Source organism: Mycobacterium sp. NGS34, assembly GCF_059812845.1.
This window is the reverse complement of sequence record NZ_JCALDM010000009.1, coordinates 1-16,946: the sequence shown is the minus strand read 5'-3', so window position 1 is coordinate 16,946 and position 16,946 is coordinate 1. Positions and strand designations below refer to the sequence as shown.

Annotated in this window: 16 protein-coding genes and 1 tRNA gene; 12 read left to right on the top strand and 5 right to left on the bottom strand. The window is 68.7% G+C overall.

Annotated features, from left to right (window positions below; translation table 11 throughout):
- Positions 1–200 precede the first annotated feature (200 nt).
- From rpmF to AC5Y7V_RS21435, 5 genes are all read left to right on the top strand, one after another.
- A complete protein-coding gene (gene rpmF, locus AC5Y7V_RS21455) occupies positions 201–374 on the top strand; it encodes a 50S ribosomal protein L32 (RefSeq protein ID WP_499882056.1) in 174 nt (57 codons plus the stop codon).
- A gap of 120 nt (positions 375–494) precedes the next feature.
- Positions 495–1,181, top strand: a complete 687-nt coding sequence (mprA, locus tag AC5Y7V_RS21450) for a two-component system response regulator MprA (protein WP_499882055.1) — start codon at positions 495–497, stop codon at positions 1,179–1,181.
- Positions 1,182–1,197: 16 nt separating this feature from the next.
- Positions 1,198–2,754: a HAMP domain-containing sensor histidine kinase gene (locus tag AC5Y7V_RS21445; protein ID WP_499882054.1), complete on the top strand. Its 1,557-nt coding sequence runs from the start codon at positions 1,198–1,200 to the stop codon at positions 2,752–2,754.
- A gap of 90 nt (positions 2,755–2,844) precedes the next feature.
- Positions 2,845–4,368, top strand: a complete 1,524-nt coding sequence (locus AC5Y7V_RS21440; protein WP_499882053.1) for a S1C family serine protease — start codon at positions 2,845–2,847, stop codon at positions 4,366–4,368.
- Positions 4,368–4,925 (top strand): MogA/MoaB family molybdenum cofactor biosynthesis protein, encoded by a 558-nt coding sequence (locus AC5Y7V_RS21435; protein ID WP_499882052.1) that lies wholly within the window; start codon positions 4,368–4,370, stop codon positions 4,923–4,925. Before AC5Y7V_RS21440 ends, AC5Y7V_RS21435 begins: the two co-directional genes overlap by 1 nt.
- A gap of 7 nt (positions 4,926–4,932) precedes the next feature.
- Here AC5Y7V_RS21435 and mscL read toward each other — a convergent pair whose 3' ends face one another.
- The 4 genes from mscL to AC5Y7V_RS21415 all read right to left on the bottom strand — a co-directional run bounded on the left by mscL (position 4,933) and on the right by AC5Y7V_RS21415 (position 7,210).
- Positions 4,933–5,397 carry a large-conductance mechanosensitive channel protein MscL gene (gene mscL / locus AC5Y7V_RS21430; protein WP_499882051.1) on the bottom strand — a complete coding sequence of 155 codons (465 nt, stop codon included), beginning with the start codon at positions 5,395–5,397 and terminating at the stop codon, positions 4,933–4,935.
- Positions 5,398–5,462: 65 nt separating this feature from the next.
- A complete protein-coding gene (locus AC5Y7V_RS21425; RefSeq protein WP_499882050.1) occupies positions 5,463–6,131 on the bottom strand; it encodes an SAF domain-containing protein in 669 nt (222 codons plus the stop codon).
- A 65-nt stretch (positions 6,132–6,196) separates the two neighbouring features.
- Positions 6,197–6,541: an FmdB family zinc ribbon protein gene (locus AC5Y7V_RS21420; protein WP_499882049.1), complete on the bottom strand. Its 345-nt coding sequence runs from the start codon at positions 6,539–6,541 to the stop codon at positions 6,197–6,199.
- Positions 6,542–6,616: 75 nt separating this feature from the next.
- Positions 6,617–7,210, bottom strand: coding sequence for a 5-formyltetrahydrofolate cyclo-ligase (locus AC5Y7V_RS21415; protein WP_499882048.1), 594 nt, complete (start codon positions 7,208–7,210; stop codon positions 6,617–6,619).
- Positions 7,211–7,287: 77 nt separating this feature from the next.
- Between AC5Y7V_RS21415 and AC5Y7V_RS21410 the strand changes: the two genes are divergently transcribed.
- The 6 genes from AC5Y7V_RS21410 to AC5Y7V_RS21385 all read left to right on the top strand — a co-directional run bounded on the left by AC5Y7V_RS21410 (position 7,288) and on the right by AC5Y7V_RS21385 (position 11,777).
- Positions 7,288–8,199, top strand: coding sequence for a UTP--glucose-1-phosphate uridylyltransferase (locus tag AC5Y7V_RS21410; RefSeq protein ID WP_499882047.1), 912 nt, complete (start codon positions 7,288–7,290; stop codon positions 8,197–8,199).
- A 33-nt stretch (positions 8,200–8,232) separates the two neighbouring features.
- Positions 8,233–9,510, top strand: coding sequence for a molybdotransferase-like divisome protein Glp (gene glp, locus AC5Y7V_RS21405; protein ID WP_499882046.1), 1,278 nt, complete (start codon positions 8,233–8,235; stop codon positions 9,508–9,510).
- A gap of 21 nt (positions 9,511–9,531) precedes the next feature.
- Positions 9,532–10,185: a GNAT family N-acetyltransferase gene (locus tag AC5Y7V_RS21400; protein ID WP_499882201.1), complete on the top strand. Its 654-nt coding sequence runs from the start codon at positions 9,532–9,534 to the stop codon at positions 10,183–10,185.
- Between the two features lie 154 nt (positions 10,186–10,339).
- A complete protein-coding gene (sepX, locus tag AC5Y7V_RS21395; RefSeq protein ID WP_499882045.1) occupies positions 10,340–11,341 on the top strand; it encodes a divisome protein SepX/GlpR in 1,002 nt (333 codons plus the stop codon).
- A gap of 50 nt (positions 11,342–11,391) precedes the next feature.
- Positions 11,392–11,467: transfer RNA gene (locus AC5Y7V_RS21390), tRNA-Ala, on the top strand.
- Between the two features lie 91 nt (positions 11,468–11,558).
- The gene (locus AC5Y7V_RS21385; protein WP_499882044.1) at positions 11,559–11,777 is read left to right on the top strand and encodes a hypothetical protein; all 219 of its coding nucleotides are present in this window, start codon (positions 11,559–11,561) and stop codon (positions 11,775–11,777) included.
- 41 nt (positions 11,778–11,818) lie between these two features.
- Here AC5Y7V_RS21385 and AC5Y7V_RS21380 read toward each other — a convergent pair whose 3' ends face one another.
- Positions 11,819–14,866, bottom strand: coding sequence for a hypothetical protein (locus AC5Y7V_RS21380; protein WP_499882042.1), 3,048 nt, complete (start codon positions 14,864–14,866; stop codon positions 11,819–11,821).
- A 183-nt stretch (positions 14,867–15,049) separates the two neighbouring features.
- Here AC5Y7V_RS21380 and AC5Y7V_RS21375 point away from each other — a divergent pair.
- Positions 15,050–16,946, top strand: a 1,897-nt coding sequence (locus AC5Y7V_RS21375; protein WP_499882041.1) for a putative alpha/beta hydrolase, incomplete at its 3' end; no start/stop codon positions are given.

The window sequence follows — 16,946 nt, the reverse complement described above, 5'->3', positions numbered from 1 at the left end:
GCGACACTTACATGACGCACACGACACGCCGGCGCGGACCGCACTGGCTTCAGTCTCGCGGCGGGCCAGCCTTCCCGGGCGCCGTTTTGGCGCCCGGCAGGCCACCCACTATCCTGATAGGCAATCGTCGCACGTTCGGCCCGACCGGCCACGCCCCGCGACATGCCCCATCAAGCCCGAACGAGGAGTTAGGCCCGACCATGGCCACACCCAAGCGCAGGATGTCGCGCTCCAATACCCGCAGCCGGCGCTCGCAGTGGAAGGCCACGAAGACCGAACTCGTCGGCGTGAACGTCGCAGGCCAGAAGCACAAGGTGCCCCGCCGGCTGCTCAAGGCGGCCCGGCTCGGGCTCATCGATCTGGACAAGCGCTAGCCGGATCGCCCGACTTCTCCTCGGGCCGTGCCGGCCCGCATCGTCGTCGAGCGGACATCTCGGCAAATACCCGGCGCGCCTCTCAGCCCGCTCTCAGGCGCTAGGACGAAACTAGTGGCCGTGCGCATACTTGTCGTCGACGACGATCGCGCGGTGCGCGAGTCGCTGCGCAGGTCGCTTTCGTTCAATGGCTATTCGGTCGAGCTCGCCCACGACGGGGTCGAGGCCCTCGACAGGATCGCCAGCGACCGGCCCGACGCGCTCGTCCTGGATGTGATGATGCCGCGGCTGGACGGCCTCGAGGTGTGCCGTCAGCTCCGCAGCACCGGCGACGACCTGCCGATCCTGGTGCTCACCGCCCGCGATTCGGTTTCCGAGCGGGTCGCGGGCCTGGACGCCGGCGCCGACGACTACCTGCCGAAACCGTTCGCGCTCGAGGAACTGCTGGCCCGCATGCGGGCGCTGCTGCGGCGCACCAAGCCGGACGACGCCGCCGAGTCGGTGGCCATGACGTTCTCGGACCTCAGCCTGGACCCGGTGACCCGCGAGGTCACCCGCGGGCAGCGCTGCATCAGCTTGACCCGCACCGAGTTCGCGCTGCTGGAAATGTTGATCGCCAACCCGCGCCGGGTGCTCACCCGCAGCCGCATCCTCGAGGAGGTCTGGGGATTCGACTTCCCCACCTCGGGCAACGCGCTGGAGGTCTACGTCGGCTACCTGCGCCGCAAGACCGAGGCCGACGGTGAGCCGCGACTGATCCACACGGTCCGAGGGGTGGGATACGTCCTGCGGGAGACGCCGCCGTGATGAGCCCGCACCAACGATGATCCGGCTCCGTCGGCGCCGGCGTGCACCGCTGCGGCCCACCAGCTCGTTGTCGCTGCGGTGGCGGGTGATGCTGCTGGCGATGTCGATGGTGGCGATGGTCGTGGTGCTGATGTCGTTCGCCGTGTACGCGGTGATCTCGGCCGCGCTCTACAACGACATCGACAACCAGTTGCAGAGCCGCGCGCAGCTGTTGATCGCCAGCGGTTCGCTGGCCGCCGACCCGGGCAAGGCCATCGAGGGCACCGCGTATTCGGACGTCAACGCCATGCTGGTGAATCCGGGCCGCTCCATCTACACCGCCAATCAGCCGGGCCAGATCCTGCCCGTCGGCACCGCCGAAAAGGCCGTGATCAACGGCGAGCTGTTCATGTCCCGCCGCACCGCGTCCGACCAGCGAATCCTGGCCATCCACCTGCCCAACGGCAGTTCGCTGCTGATCTCCAAGAGCCTCAAGCCCACCGAGGCGGTGATGACCAAGCTGCGCTGGGTGCTGCTGATGGTCGGCGGCGTCGGCGTCGCGGTCGCGGCGGTGGCCGGGGGCATGGTCACCCGGGCGGGGTTGCGCCCGGTGGGCCGGCTAACCGAAGCCGCCGAGCGGGTGGCTCGCACCGACGACCTGCGGCCCATCCCGGTGTTCGGCAGCGACGAATTGGCAAGGCTCACCGAGGCTTTCAACTTGATGCTGCGGGCCCTGGCCGAGTCGCGGGAGCGGCAGGCGCGGCTGGTGACCGACGCCGGGCACGAGCTGCGCACCCCGCTGACCTCGCTGCGCACCAACGTCGAGCTGCTGATGGCCTCGATGGAACCGGGGGCCCCGCGGCTGCCCGATCAGGAGATGGTCGACCTGCGCGCCGACGTGCTCGCGCAGATCGAGGAATTGTCCACCCTGGTCGGCGATTTGGTCGACCTCACCCGCGACGACGCCAGTCAGGTCGTGCACGAGGCCGTCGACATGTCCGAGGTGATCGATCGCAGCCTCGAGCGAGTCAGGCGGCGGCGCAACGACATTCACTTCGATGTCGAGGTGATCGGCTGGCAGGTCTACGGCGACGCCGCCGGGCTCTCGCGCGCGGTGCTGAACCTGATGGACAACGCGGCCAAATGGAGCCCGTCCGGTGGGCGGGTCGGTATCAGGCTGCGCCAACTCGACCCGACGCACGCCGAGCTGGTGGTCTCCGACGAGGGCCCGGGCATCCCGGTGCACGAGCGGCGCCTGGTGTTCGAGCGTTTCTACCGGTCGACGACGGCGCGGGCGATGCCAGGCTCGGGGCTGGGGTTGGCGATCGTCAAAAAGGTGGTGCAGAGCCACGGCGGCCTGATCCGTGTCGAGGACACCGTGCCGGGCGGCCAGCCCCCGGGCACGTCCATCTATGTGCTGCTTCCCGGCCGTCCGGTGCCGGTTTCGGGATACTTGGCGGCCGATGACGACACTAAGATTTTTAGCGCAGAAGCCGAGACGGACCCGGTCGTGCCCGTCGCGGGCGGCGTGGAGAACTCTCGGGATTCGGCGAGCGTTATCTCAGTGGACTCTCAGTCCGCGCGGGCAAGGTAGGTCTGCAGTTAGGGTTGAAATCGAGCCGCGTCGAGCCGACGAGACCGAATAGCCCGAAGTAGCCGATTAGAGGAAGAGCGACGTAGCGACATGACGAATGACCCGAGGTATTCGCCACCGCCGCAGCAGCCGGGATACCGTACGGGGCCTAATCAGCCTGTGCCCCCCGCCTATGCGCAGGGGCACCAGCCGTACAACCAGCCGTTCGACTGGCGCTATCAGCCGTCCCAGCCTGCCCAGCCGTCGCAGCCGACCGCGCAGTACCGCCGGCCCTACGAGCCGTTCAGCGGCACCGGGCCGGGCCGGATCCCCGGTGGCACCGGGCCGGTCTCGCTGCCCGGGGGCACCGGACCGGGTCCGATACCCGGGGGCACGGGGGTGGGTCCCATTCCGGCGGGCACGGGGACGGGACCGGTCCACATGCTGCCGCCGATGCCTCCCGGGCCGGCGCCGGTTCCCCAGAAGCGTTCTCGCGCAGGACTTTTGACCGCGGGCGCGTTGGCGATCGCGGTGGTGTCGGCCGGCATCGGCGGTGCCGCGGCAACGGCCGTCGAGCTGGGCACGCACTCCGCCGGGGGCAACGGCCGCGGGATCATCCCGGGGGCGGCGCCCAGCGTGCCGGCCGCGAACATGCCGCCGGGCACCGTCGAACAGGTCGCCGCCAAGGTGGTGCCCAGCGTCGTCATGTTGGAGACCGACATGGGTCGCCAGTCCGAGGAGGGCTCCGGCGTCGTGCTGTCGTCCGACGGGCTGATCCTGACCAACAACCACGTGGTCGCGGCCGCGGTCAAGCCGGGCGGCGGTCCGCCCGCCCCGGGTGGCCCGCCGGGCGGCCCGCCGGGTGGTCCGCCACCCAAGACGACCGTGACGTTCTCCGACGGCCGCACCGCGCCGTTCTCCGTGGTCGGTGCCGACCCCACCAGCGACATCGCCGTGATCCGGGTACAGGGCGTTTCGAACCTCACGCCGATCACGATGGGTTCCTCGTCGGACCTGCGGGTCGGCCAGCCGGTGGTGGCGATCGGGTCGCCGCTGGGCCTGTCGGGCACCGTGACCACAGGCATCATCAGCGCGATGAACCGGCCGGTGTCCACCACCGGTGAGTCGGGCAACCAGAACACCGTGCTGGACGCGATTCAGACCGACGCCGCGATCAACCCGGGTAACTCCGGGGGCGCTCTGGTCAACATGCAGGGTCAGCTGGTCGGCATCAACTCGGCGATCGCCACCCTGGGCGCCGACTCGCCCGATTCCCAGAGCGGGTCGATCGGCCTCGGCTTCGCGATCCCGGTCGACCAGGCCAAGCGCATCGCCGACGAGTTGATCTCGTCCGGCAAGGCGACGCACGCGTCGCTGGGCGTGCAGGTGACCAGCGACAAGGGCACCCCGGGCGCCAAGGTCGTCGACGTCATCGCGAACGGCGCGGCCGCGACGGCCGGCGTGCCCAAGGGTGTGGTGGTCACCAAGGTCGACGACCGCCCGATCAACAGCGCCGACGCGTTGGTCGCCGCGGTGCGCTCAAAAGCGCCCGGCGACAAGGTATCGCTGACATTTCAGGATCCCGGCGGCGGGAGCCGCACCGTGCAGGTCACCCTCGGCAAGGCGGATCAGTGATGAGAGTCGATGAGCCCTCGGCGGCCGGGTTGTCGGACATCGGATATACGGTTGCACCCATGGAAACGGGTGCGGAGTTGGTAGTCGGCCGGGCGCTGGTCGTGGTCGTCGACGATCGCACCGCGCACGGCGACGAGGATCACAGCGGGCCGCTGGTCACCGAGCTGCTGACCGAGGCGGGGTTCGTCGTCGACGGGGTGGTGGCGGTCGCGGCCGACGAGGTCGAGATCCGCAACGCGCTGAACACCGCGGTGATCGGCGGGGTGGACCTGGTGGTCTCGGTCGGCGGGACCGGCGTCACACCACGCGACGTCACGCCCGAGGCCACCCGGGAGATCCTGGACCGCGAGATCCTGGGCATCGCCGAGGCGATCCGCGGATCGGGGCTGTCGGCGGGGATCATCGACGCCGGGTTGTCCCGGGGCCTGGCCGGGGTGTCGGGCAGCACGCTGGTGGTCAACCTCGCCGGTTCGCGCTACGCGGTGCGTGACGGAATGGCGACGCTGAATCCGCTGGCCGCCCAGATCATCGGCCAGCTGTCGAGCCTCGAGATCTAAGCGCGCCTCACAGCGATTCGGCGTCCGCGCGCGGTCCGTGGGCCGGCGGCGGTGTCGTGGCCGCCGCGCCCCCATGCTTCCCGGACGCTGAGTCCCCGTTGGTTTGTGCCAGCAGGTCGCGGATCTCGGTGAGCAGGACCACCTGCGCGTCGTCCGCCTGCTCGACCTCGCCGCGCCTGCGCAGCGTGTTGTAGGGGAGCACGACGAAGAAGTACACGACGGCCGCGATCAGGACGAAGTTGATCGCGGCGGACAGCAGGATGTTCAGGTCGATGGTCTGGCCGCCGCCGATCCCGATCTTCAGGGCGCCGACATTCGACTGCTGATTGACCCCGATCCGGTTGATCAGCGGCGTGATGATGCTGTCGGTGAACTTGGTGACCAACCCGGTGAACGCAGTACCGATGACGACCGCGACGGCCAGGTCGACGATGTTGCCCCGCGCGAGAAACTCCTTGAACCCCTTGAGCATTGGCAGGCCCTTTCTGGTCTGGACAGAGTTTGCTATCGGTCACGTGCCCAACAGCGGCCAGATACTCAATGCAGGGTCAGGGTTACCGTCTGACCCAGCGCCGAGCCTGCCACCGTGTTCGCCACGCGAGCCGGCAGCGCAACCAACACTACGCGGTCGGCGTCGGCGGCCTGGGCCTTCTGCTTGGCCGACACGAGGACGACGACGGCGTCGGTGGCGACCACCCGGCTGGTCGTCGGGCCCGCCGTCGGCGCATCGGTGGCCGGGGCGGCCAGCACGTCCACGACGTCGCCGGCCCGAACCAGGTCGAGCAGGGCGCCGTCCGCCAGGTGCAGCGGCACGATGCGGGCGCCGGGCCCGGCCGTCAACTCGGCGAGCCGGCTGCCGAGCAGCCGGACGTCGGTGAGCACCTCGCCGCGGCGGGTGGGCCCGGCCAGCGTCGAGCCGACGACCGCGGCGAGGTCCGCTTTCGACCCGTCGGGAATCGTTGTGGTCAAACGCTTTTCGAGCCGGACGTCGTCGGCGCTCAACGCGGCGCCCGGGCGCAGGTCGCGCGACGCCACCACCACCTCGGTGAAGTCGCCGTCGGGATTGGAGCGCAGCGTGGCGATGCCGGCCAGCACGACCAGCCCGCCCGCCGCCACCCGCCGGGCCAGCACGGTACGCGTCCAGTCGGGGCGCAGGGACGCCGACAGGCGCCTGAACACGCTTGGGTTCAGCGATGATTCGCCCACGCCGCAACGGTAGGCGCGGCCGAGCGCCGACGATGCCGGTCGGCGATGGCGCTGTGGATAACCGGTTAGCTCGAGGCGGCCGCAGCGGCCGGGGCGGCGCTGGTCGACTTCTCGCTCGACCCGCCCTTGTCCCCCGACCCGCTCTTCTCGCTCGATCCGCCCTTGTCGCCGGACCCCGAACTCGAGGCGGACTCACTGGAGCCGTTCGACGAACTCTTTGACTTCTTGCGGTCCTCGCGGCTGTCGGTGCGGTAAAAGCCGCTGCCCTTGAACACGACGCCGACCGAGTTGAACAACTTGCGCAGCCGGCCGTCGCACTTCTCGCACGTGGTCAGCGCGTCGTCGGTGAAGGCCTGCACGACGTCGAAGCGGTCGTCGCACTCGGTGCACGCGTAGCTGTAAGTCGGCACGAAAACCTCCGAATGATTACGGGCTTGAATTAGCACTCTACCGTGTCAAGTGCTAGAACCGCCACGTGATCGCGATCATTCCCGGTCGGGAAGCGCGATCAGGCCCCGCTTCGGCGTCAGCGCGTGGGTCATCTCCACGTCGTGCGGCTCGGCGGGCAGTTCGTCGACGAACTCGGCGTCGCGCACCACCGCGATCAGCCGCGCTTGCGGGTTTCGGCCGCGCAGCGAGCGGTCGTAAAAGCCCCGGCCCCGGCCCAGCCGCACGCCCCGACGGTCGACGGCCAGCGCCGGCACGATCACCAGGGCGGCCTCGCCCAGGGCCGACTCGGGTAGCTCCGGCCCGGGCGGTTCCAGCAGCCCCCACGGTCCGGGGACGAGCGCGCCCGGCCGGTACTCACCCCACCGCAGCGGCAACGGCGCGTTGTCGGCGCCCGTGCGCGCGACCGGCAACAACACCCGTCCGGCCCGGCGCAGCAACACCTCGAGCAGCTCGACCGAGCCCGGCTCGGCGCCGACCGGCACGTACGCGCAGACGGTGGTCCCACCCTCGACCACCGGCTCCACGTGCTCGCGCAGCGCGCGCGCCTCGGCGGCGCGAACGTCGTCGGCGACGCGACGCCGGGCGGCCAGCAGGCGGTCGCGCAACGCGGCCTTGCTCGCGGTCGGCATGCCCTCAACCATGACAGGCCGGGGTTTCGCGCCGCCACACCGCGGTGGCGTGCCTCATGGGGGTTATGGTTTGAACAATGTCACGCCCGGATGTTCCGATCCCCTTCACGGCGATCGTCCCTGCGGCCGGCCTGGGTACGCGATTTTTGCCTGCGACAAAGACGGTGCCCAAGGAGCTGCTGCCCGTCGTCGACACCCCCGGCATCGAGCTGGTCGCCGCGGAGGCGGCCGCGGCCGGTGCGGAACGCCTGGTGATCATCACCTCCGAGGGCAAGGACGGCGTCGTCGCGCACTTCGTCGAGGACCTGGTGCTGGAGGGCACCCTCGAGGCCCGCGGCAAGAAAGCCATGCTCGACAAGGTGCGCCGGGCGCCGCAGCTGATCAAGGTCGAGTCCGTGGTGCAGGCCGAGCCGCTCGGGCTCGGACACGCCATCAGCTGTGTGGAGCCAACGCTGGCGGCGGACGAGGACGCCGTCATGGTGCTGCTGCCCGACGACCTGGTGCTGCCGACGGGCGTCTTGGAGACGATGGCCAAGGTGCGGGCCGACCACGGCGGCACGGTGCTGTGCGCCATCGAGGTCCCCCCCGAGGAGATCAGCGCCTACGGCGTATTCGACGTCGAACCCGTTGAAGGCGGCGACAATCCGGACGTCCTGCGGGTCATGGGTATGGTCGAAAAGCCCAAGGCCGAGGACGCGCCGTCGATGTACGCCGCGGCCGGCCGGTACGTGCTCGACCGGGCCGTCTTCGACGCGCTGCACCGGATCGACCGCGGCGCGGGGAACGAGGTACAGCTCACCGACGCGATCGCGCTGCTGATCAAAGAGGGCCACCCGGTGCATGTCGTCGTGCATCGCGGATCCCGACACGACTTGGGAAATCCCGGCGGCTACCTGAAGGCTGCGGTTGACTTTGCATTGGATCGTGACGACTATGGCCCGGATTTGCGGCGATGGTTGGTGGCGCGGTTGGGCCTGATCGAGCAGTAGCCGGGCGCCCCGCCAAGTTAGAGAGGCGCGCTTGTGCGTTCGGTTGAGGAGCAGCAGGCCCGGATAACGGCAGCCGCGGTCGCACCGCGGCCGATACGCGTCGCCATTGCCGAGGCGCAGGGATTGATGTGCGCCGAGGAAGTGGTGACCGAGCGGCCCATGCCCGGATTCGACCAGGCCGCCATCGACGGCTACGCGGTGCGCAGCGTCGACGTGCTGGGCGTCGGCGAGGTGGGCGCCGAAGGCCTCGACGGGCCGCCCGACGAAGACCTCCGCGACGGGCTGGTGCTGCCGGTGATGGGAACCATCGAGGCCGGCTCGCGCACGCCCAGCCGGCTGCAGCCCCGGCAGGCGGTCCGGGTGCAGACCGGGGCCCCGCTGCCCACCCTGGCCGACGCCGTCCTGCCGGTGCGATGGACCGACGGCGGCACGTCGCGCGTGCGGATCCTGCGGGGCGCCCCGTCGGGCGCCTACGTGCGCCGTGCCGGCGACGACGTCCAGCCCGGCGACGTGGCGGTGCGCGCCGGCACCATCGTCGGGGCCGCGCAGGTCGGCCTGCTCGCGGCGGTGGGCCGCGAACGGGTGCTGGTGCATCCGCGCCCGCGCCTGTCGGTCCTCGCCGTCGGCGGCGAGCTGGTCGACATCTCGCGCACCCCGGGGAACGGGCAGGTCTACGACGTCAACTCCTACGCGTTGGCGGCGGCGGCCCGCGACGCCGGGGCCGAGGTCAACCGCGTCGGCATCGTCAGCAACGACCCCAAGGAGCTGCGCGAGGTCATCGAAGGCCAACTCAATCGCGCCGAGGTCGTGGTGATCGCCGGCGCCGTCGGCGGCGCGGCCAACGAGCCGGTGCGGTCGGTGCTGTCCGAGCTCGGCGAGATGGAGGTGGTCCGGGTCGCCATGCATCCCGGGTCCGTCCAGGGCTTCGGGCAGCTGGGCCGCGAGGGTGTTCCGACGTTCCTGCTGCCGGCCAACCCCGTCAGCGCGCTGGTGGTCTTCGAGGTGATGGTCCGGCCGCTGATCCGGCTGTCGCTGGGCAAGCGCCAGCCGATGCGCCGCATCGTGCAGGCCCGCGCCCTGTCGCCGATCACGTCGGTCGCCGGGCGCAAGGGCTACCTGCGCGGGCAGCTGATGCGTGACCAGGACAGCGGTGAGTATCTGGTGCAGGCTCTGGGCGGGGCGCCGGGGTCGTCGTCGCACCTGTTGGCCACCCTCGCCGAGGCGAACTGTCTGGTCGTGGTTCCCAGCGGCGCCGAGCAGATCCGCACCGGCGAGATCGTCGACGTGGCGTTCCTGGCCCAGCGCGGCTAGGCGAAGCTACTGCACATGCTCGTGAACCTGTTGCGCTCGAATCCCCGTCACCCGGGTTGGCCGGCGGAGGTGGGGCCGCTGCGGGTCCCCGGCGGCGTCGTCCGGTTGCGTGCGGTGCGGATGCGCGACGGCGCGCAGTGGAGCCGCATCCGGTTGGCCGATCGCGCGCACCTGGAGCCGTGGGAGCCCAGCACGGACGGCGATTGGACGATCCGGCACACCGTGGCGGCGTGGCCGGCGCTGTGTTCCGGGCTGCGTTCGGAGGCCCGCAAGGGCCGCATGCTGCCCTACGTGATCGAGGTCGACGGGCGGTTCTGCGGCCAGCTGACCATCGGCAACGTGACCCATGGGGCGCTGCGGTCGGCGTGGATCGGCTACTGGGTGCCCCGGTCGGCCACCGGCGGCGGGGTGGCGACGGCCGCGCTGGCGCTGGGACTGGATCACTGCTTCGGCCCGGTCATGCTGCATCGCGTGGAGGCGACCGTGCGTCCGGAGAACGCCGCCAGCCGGGCCGTGCTGGCAAAGGTGGGGTTCCGGGAGGAGGGGCTGTTGCGCCGCTACCTCGAGGTCGACCGGGCCTGGCGCGACCACCTGCTGATGGCGATCACCGTCGAAGAGGTGCAGGGATCGGTGGCGGCGACCCTGGTCCGGTCCGGTCACGCCAGCTGGGCGTGACGACCCGCCGTCTTGTGGCTATCGCGACACGAGTGACATTTGGTGCTTGTGAGAGGCAAATTACAGGTGTGTAATTGTGCTGGTCACCTCGGTCCAGCCGCATCGGCCACAGATGAGCCTCGCGGGGGTCGGGTCCAGTAAGGAGCAAGTCATCATGCCAAGCATCCCGCAGTCGCTGTTGTGGATCTCGCTCGTGGTGCTCTGGCTGTTCGTTCTTGTTCCCATGCTGATCAGCAAACGCGACGCCGTGCGTCGCACCAGCGACGTCGCCTTGGCCACCCGGGTGCTCAACGGCGCCGGCTCCCGGCTGCTGCGGCGCAGTGGGCCCGCCGCGGGCCATCGCAGCGACCCCGACTGGACGCCGGAGGAAGATGCGGCCGACGACGAGCTCGCCGAGACCGAGCACGACGACGACGCCGAAACCGAGGAGGTGGCGGGCCCGGTCGTGGTGCGGGCCGCGGCGACCGAACCGGCCGAGCCCGAGTACCTGGATGTCGACGTCATCGAGGATTCCGGCGCGCTCCCGCCGGGCGCCGCCGAGGACGAAGACGCCGACGAGACCGAGCCCCAGACCGTCGCCGAGCGCGCCGAGACCGCCGAGTCCGATGAAGACGCGGACGACCGCTACGAATACGTCGAGGACTCTTCGGGTTTGGAGCCCGAGGCCGAGCGCGAGGAGGACGAGGACCAGCGGGCGTTCGTGGCGGCGGGCGCCTCGCGGCGGCGCCGTTTCGACCCGAAGGCCGCCGCGGCGGTCAGCGCGCGCAAGTACGCGTTCCGCAAGCGGGTGCTGATGGTGATGGCCGTCGTCCTGATCGGCTCGGCCACCGCCGCGTTCGAGGTGTCGCCGGCGGCCTGGTGGGTGTGCGGCGCCGCCACCGTGGTGACCCTGCTGTACCTGGCCTACCTGCGTCGGCAGACCCGGATCGAGGAGAGGGTGCGCCGCCGCCGGATGCAGCGCATGGCGCGGGCCCGGCTCGGCGTGGAGAACGCCTACGACCGCGAATACGACCTGGTGCCCTCGCGGCTGCGCCGGCCCGGCGCGGTGGTGCTGGAGATCGACGACGAGGACCCCATCTTCGAGCACCTGGACTACGCGATGCCGATGCGGACGTTCGGCTGGCCCAGGGACCTGCCGCGCGCGGTCGGCGAGTAGCGCCGGCGGTTCGGCGGTTCGCCGCGCGGCTGGTAGCCTGCTAGCGGTCAGGGGCTATGGCGCAGTTGGTAGCGCGACTCGTTCGCATCGAGTAGGTCAGGGGTTCGAATCCCCTTAGCTCCACCACATTCAGTGAGGTAAGCGGGGGTCCAACAATTAGTTGCGTCACCGTCGGCGAAGCCGGGTGCGCAGCGGTTACACGGGAGGGTTGAAGAGCATGGCTGTTGATCCGGAAAGATTGCGCGAATGGCGTGATGCCGCCCAAAAGTATGCCGACATGGCGGTCAAGCTCGTCGGCGCATTGCCGGAGGAACCGACCGAACGCGATTACTCGAGGGTTTCTATGATCGCGTCGATATCCACGCTGTATTACGCGACGGCGATGGACGCCGATCACTTCGGTGACGCGCCGGAGGATGTCGGACTGACCAAATGAGGTCATAGCCTCACGATTTCCTGGCCAGACGGTGTAGGCGATCAAAGATGCGCGGGTTCGACGGTTGTTGTCCCTTTGGCTCCACAGAGTTTCCCCAGGTCGGACGCCGTCGGATTTGTGATTTTTCCAACCTTCGTCAGGAACTCGACGCACTTCAAGGCCTGGCGCCCCATGATCCGCCCCATCTCCGTGTAGGCCGCGAACTGCCCCTCGTTGAACCATTGGTCGGACGTGGGGTCGTGAGGGAACACGCCGTTCGCGGCGGCATAGGTCAAGAGCCACTCGGGGAACTCCCGGCACAGCACCGCTTTGGTGAAGATCAGCACGCCGCGACGTTCGTCTCCTTGAGTGAGGCCGGAGGCCGCCGGGTAGGTGATCAGGCCGACGGCGACGGTTCTCTTGGCTAGCCGGCCGTTCAAGCCGTAAAACGCGTCGCCCTTTTTGAACGGCTCACCGGAGCCGGGCGTGAGGTCGCGCAAGGAGTATCCGGGGAAATCGTCGAACGTGATCGTCACGCCCAGTTCGTATTCGGCCAGCCGCAGAGCGTCGGCCAGCCCGCTGGCCAAGGGCGGGGCATCCCCTCCGCCGTCGACGCAGAAGATCAATCGGCTGCGGCGGCGCAGCGCCTCGACCAGCCCGAGGTTCTCGTAGTGGCCGCCGTCGGTGACCTGCACCAGCCGACCGTCACTGTAGTTGAAACCCAAGAGCTCGCGGTAGTAATAGCCGGCGCCGCGAACGGCGGGCAGCGACCTCGGCCAGGGCCTCTTGTTGTCCTCGGGGTCGAGGCATTCGTCGTTCTCGGCGCCTGCGAGATTGGCGACGAATTTCGGGTTGGGCAGCCAGGTGCCCAGGCGCGCGCCCGAAATGGCCAGCAGCTTTTCGAAGCCTTTCTGATGGCGGCCCATGGCCGAGGCGAATGCTGCGCCGCTCACCGCGACCGCCGTCAAGACGGTGAGATCACGCTTGATTCTCGGCAGCGATTGCCGAAACAGCTCCGGGGTCTTCAGCCATCCCAGGTCGGGGCCGCCGATGTAATCGTGGCTCAGCACATAGGACACCGCGTTCAGTCCCGGGGCGGGCTTATCCTTGCCGGTGATGGTGGCCGCGGCCGCGAAGACGAAGGTGGGGCCGCCGGCAGGCACCGTTCCAAACTCGTTGAACCAGGTGAATTTGTTGCGGTCGTAGGCTTCCGCGTGCCAATGGCCGGCGTGGTTGACGCGCCGGACGGCGAACGCCTGGCCCAATCGGTACCGATAAAACGGATTCAGGCTGATCGAGGCGACATCGACCGAGCTCATCCACAGCATGGTCAACAGCAGCAGCCCGGGCAGCCACCACGAGGAGAACGGCATCTGGAAAAAGGTGTTCTCCTTTCCGTCGGCGGTCGCATGCTGAAATACGCTCGCGGCGAAGCAGCCCAGGGTGATCAGCCACGCGACCAGCAGGACGGCCAGGGTCGCCATCACCAGCATCATTGCCACGACGCTCGGCGGTAACAGCCGTTTCAACGACGAAAGTTTCGTCGCTTCCTTCGACAACTTGTCGCGGTCCTTCCATACCATCGCCGCAATCGCCGCCAGATAGTTCAGGCCGACCAACCCGGAGATTGCCGCGGCAGCGCCGCCCTGGTTTCCGGGCGTGCGCTCACCCAGCCACCAACAGAGCCGCATCAACGCGGGCAATCCAACGACCACCGCCAGCACCAGCAGCGCGAATACCGCGCTGCCCAGCGCGAGACCCTGCAGCCGAAGTTTCAGCCTCTCACTCCGTCTCTCCCACGATACGAACTCGACGAACATCGCCGCGCTCGTGCACAACACGGCGAGAGCCGCGAACGCGGCGACGGCGTACCACGAGGCGGAATGCCCGGTCAGGCAAAGGAGGGAGCGCGAGTGATCAAGTTTTTGATCCGGCACCGGAACGATCACGGCAAAGGAGAAGACGGAACGGGAAAGCAGATATCCGAGCACCGAGCCCAGCACCGCTGGCAGCGTGAAGAGGATCGCCATCGATGCGATCAAGTTCTTCAATACCCCGGTCAGCGCCAGGAGCAATTCTCCGGGAGAGTCCGCGATATAGCTCGAGTGCCGTCGGAAGTGATCGAACTCGGGCGATCCCTCCGCGAAACGCTGTGATACCAAAGGGCTTTCATCGTCGTGTACGGCGAGCAGCCGTGCCCCGGCGGTGTAACCGCCGCCGGATACCGATATCACGTAGTCGACGGCGTCGATGAGCTTGGGTGCTGCCGTTCCGCTACGGAACCGCTTGCTGATTTCCGCGGTCAACTTGATCGGACGCGCCTTCGAGAACTCTTGCGTCACACCCATGCCAATGCAGGCCGACCGCACCCCGCCACCGGACAGGCAAATGGCCTGGACCGGGTCACCTTCCCGAGACTTCCTGACGTCCTCGGCGCCGGGCACGTAATATGCTTTGGCCCAGCTCAATTCGTCCGTTTTCGTCCGCTGGGCGGGGGGTTCTGGTTGCAGATTGTTCCACCATGCGCCGCTAGTCTTTCCCGGGGCGCGGGTTCGCAGCCGCCGCCACGGCCACGTCAGCACGGACGAGCAGGCCCCCAGAAATCGCGGCGCCACTGCGCGCAGAATGACTCCTACCGTGGCGAGGAAGCCGCCGAGGGCTAGCAGCGACGCGCACCACATGACGATCGACGCCGCGGCAGCCGCAGTGATCAAGTCCGTCGAATTGTGGTGGCGGATGGCGTAATCGAGCAGCACATGCTTGGCGACGCCGGCGCTTAGGGCCAGCCCCGCCGCCGCCGCGACGTATTTCGCCGACAGCTGGCCAAACGCGGAGATCGCCCACAGCCAGAAGATCCAAGCAAACCCGATCAGCGCCAAGCCGTAACCGATGCTGAACCAGAGGTCACTGGATAACGCGGCTCGAACCCGATCGATCACAGCCGAATCCGTTGACCCGTCGCCGTAGACGTACCTTGCGATGGCGGACGGCGAACCCGGTGCCGGCCAGGAAAGCGCCGCGATTGCCACTCCGGCCGTGACAACGATAGCTGCCGCCGCCGTTTGGGCTAGTCGGCGTGCACGCCATTTGGCTGACTCAGTGCCGGACATGGGAATCCCCTTCGATCGAGTCGGTGTTCAACGCGCGTAGCTGCTCGTTTACCAAACCGCCGCTGCGCGGGGCGGAATAGCGTAAGCGACTACCCCAACTGGTTGTAGCGTTGTCACCAGCTCGGAAAGGGGGATCGCGATGCATATCGCCGCAGATTCCCCGTGCACGGGACGGGCAGTGCGGTGCAGCTGCGCTACATAAGCGTCCCGGCGCTGATCGCCGAGGCGGGCGGCGATCCGTGGTTGATCAACCAGAGTCTTCAGGTTGGTCGCCCGGCGCAGATCTCGGAATTGGCGGAGGCCTTCCACGCCGCGGGCCGGTGCACCGCCGAGTCCAGCGCCTCGTTCGAGCAAGCGCGGCGCCGCTTCGAGGCGGCCTGGAACCACGAGAACGGCGACCACCCGATCAACGATTCCGACGAGGTGCAGCGGGTGACCAAGGCGCTGGGCGCGCAGTCCCTGCAGCTGCCTAAGATCGGCGCCGATTTGGAAAACATCGCCGCGGCCTTGGCCGAGGCGCAGCGAACCGGCGCGGCGCTGATCTCCACTTTGGAGGGTCAGCTGCAGCAGCTCGACAACGAAATCGGCGAGGCGGTGGAAGCGGAGAAGGACGTCCACCTCACCGCGGGTGAGCGGAAACTGCTGGATCTGCACATCGCCGATCTCGAAAACGAGGCCATCGCCGACACCAAATCCGCTCTGGCCCAGATCGTATCGGTGCGCGACGGCTATTCGACTTACCTGCGGGGCGCGCTGGCCACCCTGCGTGCCGAGGGTTATGACCCCGAGGTTCTGCAGGCGGTGGACGCCAAACCCGAGATTCCGCCGCCGGGCACGAGTCCGGAGGACGTCAACAGGTGGTGGACATCGTTGACCCCGGGGGAGCGCCAGCAGCTCCTCGCCGAGCATCCGGATCAGATCGGCAATGTCAACGGCGTCCCGGTCCTCGCGCGCAGCGACGCCAACATGGCGGTGCTCACCCAGGACCTCAACCGGGTCCGCGACATCGCCGCCCGCTACGGCGTCTCCCCGGACGACGTGCTGCGCGACCCGGCCAAGTACGGCCTGTCGGCCACCGACATCACCCGCTACCAGAACGCCGATCAGACCAAGCAGGGTCTCGATCGCGACGCCGACAACGGCCACAACCCGGTGTTTCTATTCGCTTATGACCCACTGGCTTTCGGCGGCAAGGGCCGCGCGGCGATCGCGATCGGCAACCCCGACCTGGCCAAGAACACCGCGGTGATCGTGCCGGGCACCAGCAGCAGCGTGAAGGGCGGTTGGCTGTACGACGGGCACAACGATGCGCTCAACCTCTTCGGCCAGGCCAACGCCGCCGACCCGAAAAACCCCACGGCGGTGATCGCGTGGATGGGGTACGACGCCCCCAACGACTTCAAGGACGTCCAGCGGATCTCCACCCCGGCGCTGGCCCGGGCGGGCGGTCAGGCCCTGGCGCAAGACGTCAACGGGTTGTGGGCCACGCACCTCGGCGCGGGCCAGCACGTCACCGTGCTGGGTCACTCGTACGGCTCGACGACGGTGGCCGACGCGTTCGCGCTGGGCCACATGCACGCCAACGACGCGGTGCTCATCGGCTGCCCGGGCACCGACCTGGCGCCCAACGCCGCGAGCTTTCATCTCGACGGCGGGCACGTGTACGTGGGCGACGCGTCGACGGACCCGGTCGGCATGCTGGGGGAGCTGAATGGCCTGAGCCACTACGTGAATCGGGACAACATCGGCGGTCAGGTGCTCGGTCTGACCCCCGGCCTGGGCACCGACCCCGCGGCCGACGGATTCGGATCGGTGCGGTTCCGCGCCGAGGTCCCCGGCTCCGACGGCGTCAATCCGCACGACCATTCGTACTACTACCATCCCGGCAGCGAGGCGCTGCACAGCATGGCCGACATCACCTCGGGCCACGGCGACGCGCTGGAATCCGACGGCTTGACGGCCCAACACCGTTATCAGCCGGGCAAGGTCAACATCCCGGGCCTGGGTCCAGTCGGGCCCGGGATACCCGGTGTCGTCATTGACCCCGAATGGGACCGTGCGCCCGCATCTGTTACCGATG

What these genes read in the sequence shown, in the direction of transcription:
- rpmF (WP_499882056.1), top strand. Translation starts at nt 201, where the DNA reads ATGGCCACACCCAAGCGCAGGATGTCGCGCTCCAATACCCGCAGCCGG.
- AC5Y7V_RS21445 (WP_499882054.1), top strand. Translation starts at nt 1,198, where the DNA reads ATGATCCGGCTCCGTCGGCGCCGGCGTGCACCGCTGCGGCCCACCAGC.
- AC5Y7V_RS21440 (WP_499882053.1), top strand. Translation starts at nt 2,845, where the DNA reads ATGACGAATGACCCGAGGTATTCGCCACCGCCGCAGCAGCCGGGATAC.
- AC5Y7V_RS21435 (WP_499882052.1), top strand. Translation starts at nt 4,368, where the DNA reads ATGAGAGTCGATGAGCCCTCGGCGGCCGGGTTGTCGGACATCGGATAT.
- mscL (WP_499882051.1), bottom strand. Translation starts at nt 5,397, where the DNA reads ATGCTCAAGGGGTTCAAGGAGTTTCTCGCGCGGGGCAACATCGTCGAC.
- AC5Y7V_RS21415 (WP_499882048.1), bottom strand. Translation starts at nt 7,210, where the DNA reads ATGCCGACCGCGAGCAAGGCCGCGTTGCGCGACCGCCTGCTGGCCGCC.
- AC5Y7V_RS21410 (WP_499882047.1), top strand. Translation starts at nt 7,288, where the DNA reads ATGTCACGCCCGGATGTTCCGATCCCCTTCACGGCGATCGTCCCTGCG.
- sepX (WP_499882045.1), top strand. Translation starts at nt 10,340, where the DNA reads ATGCCAAGCATCCCGCAGTCGCTGTTGTGGATCTCGCTCGTGGTGCTC.
- AC5Y7V_RS21385 (WP_499882044.1), top strand. Translation starts at nt 11,559, where the DNA reads ATGGCTGTTGATCCGGAAAGATTGCGCGAATGGCGTGATGCCGCCCAA.
- AC5Y7V_RS21380 (WP_499882042.1), bottom strand. Translation starts at nt 14,866, where the DNA reads ATGTCCGGCACTGAGTCAGCCAAATGGCGTGCACGCCGACTAGCCCAA.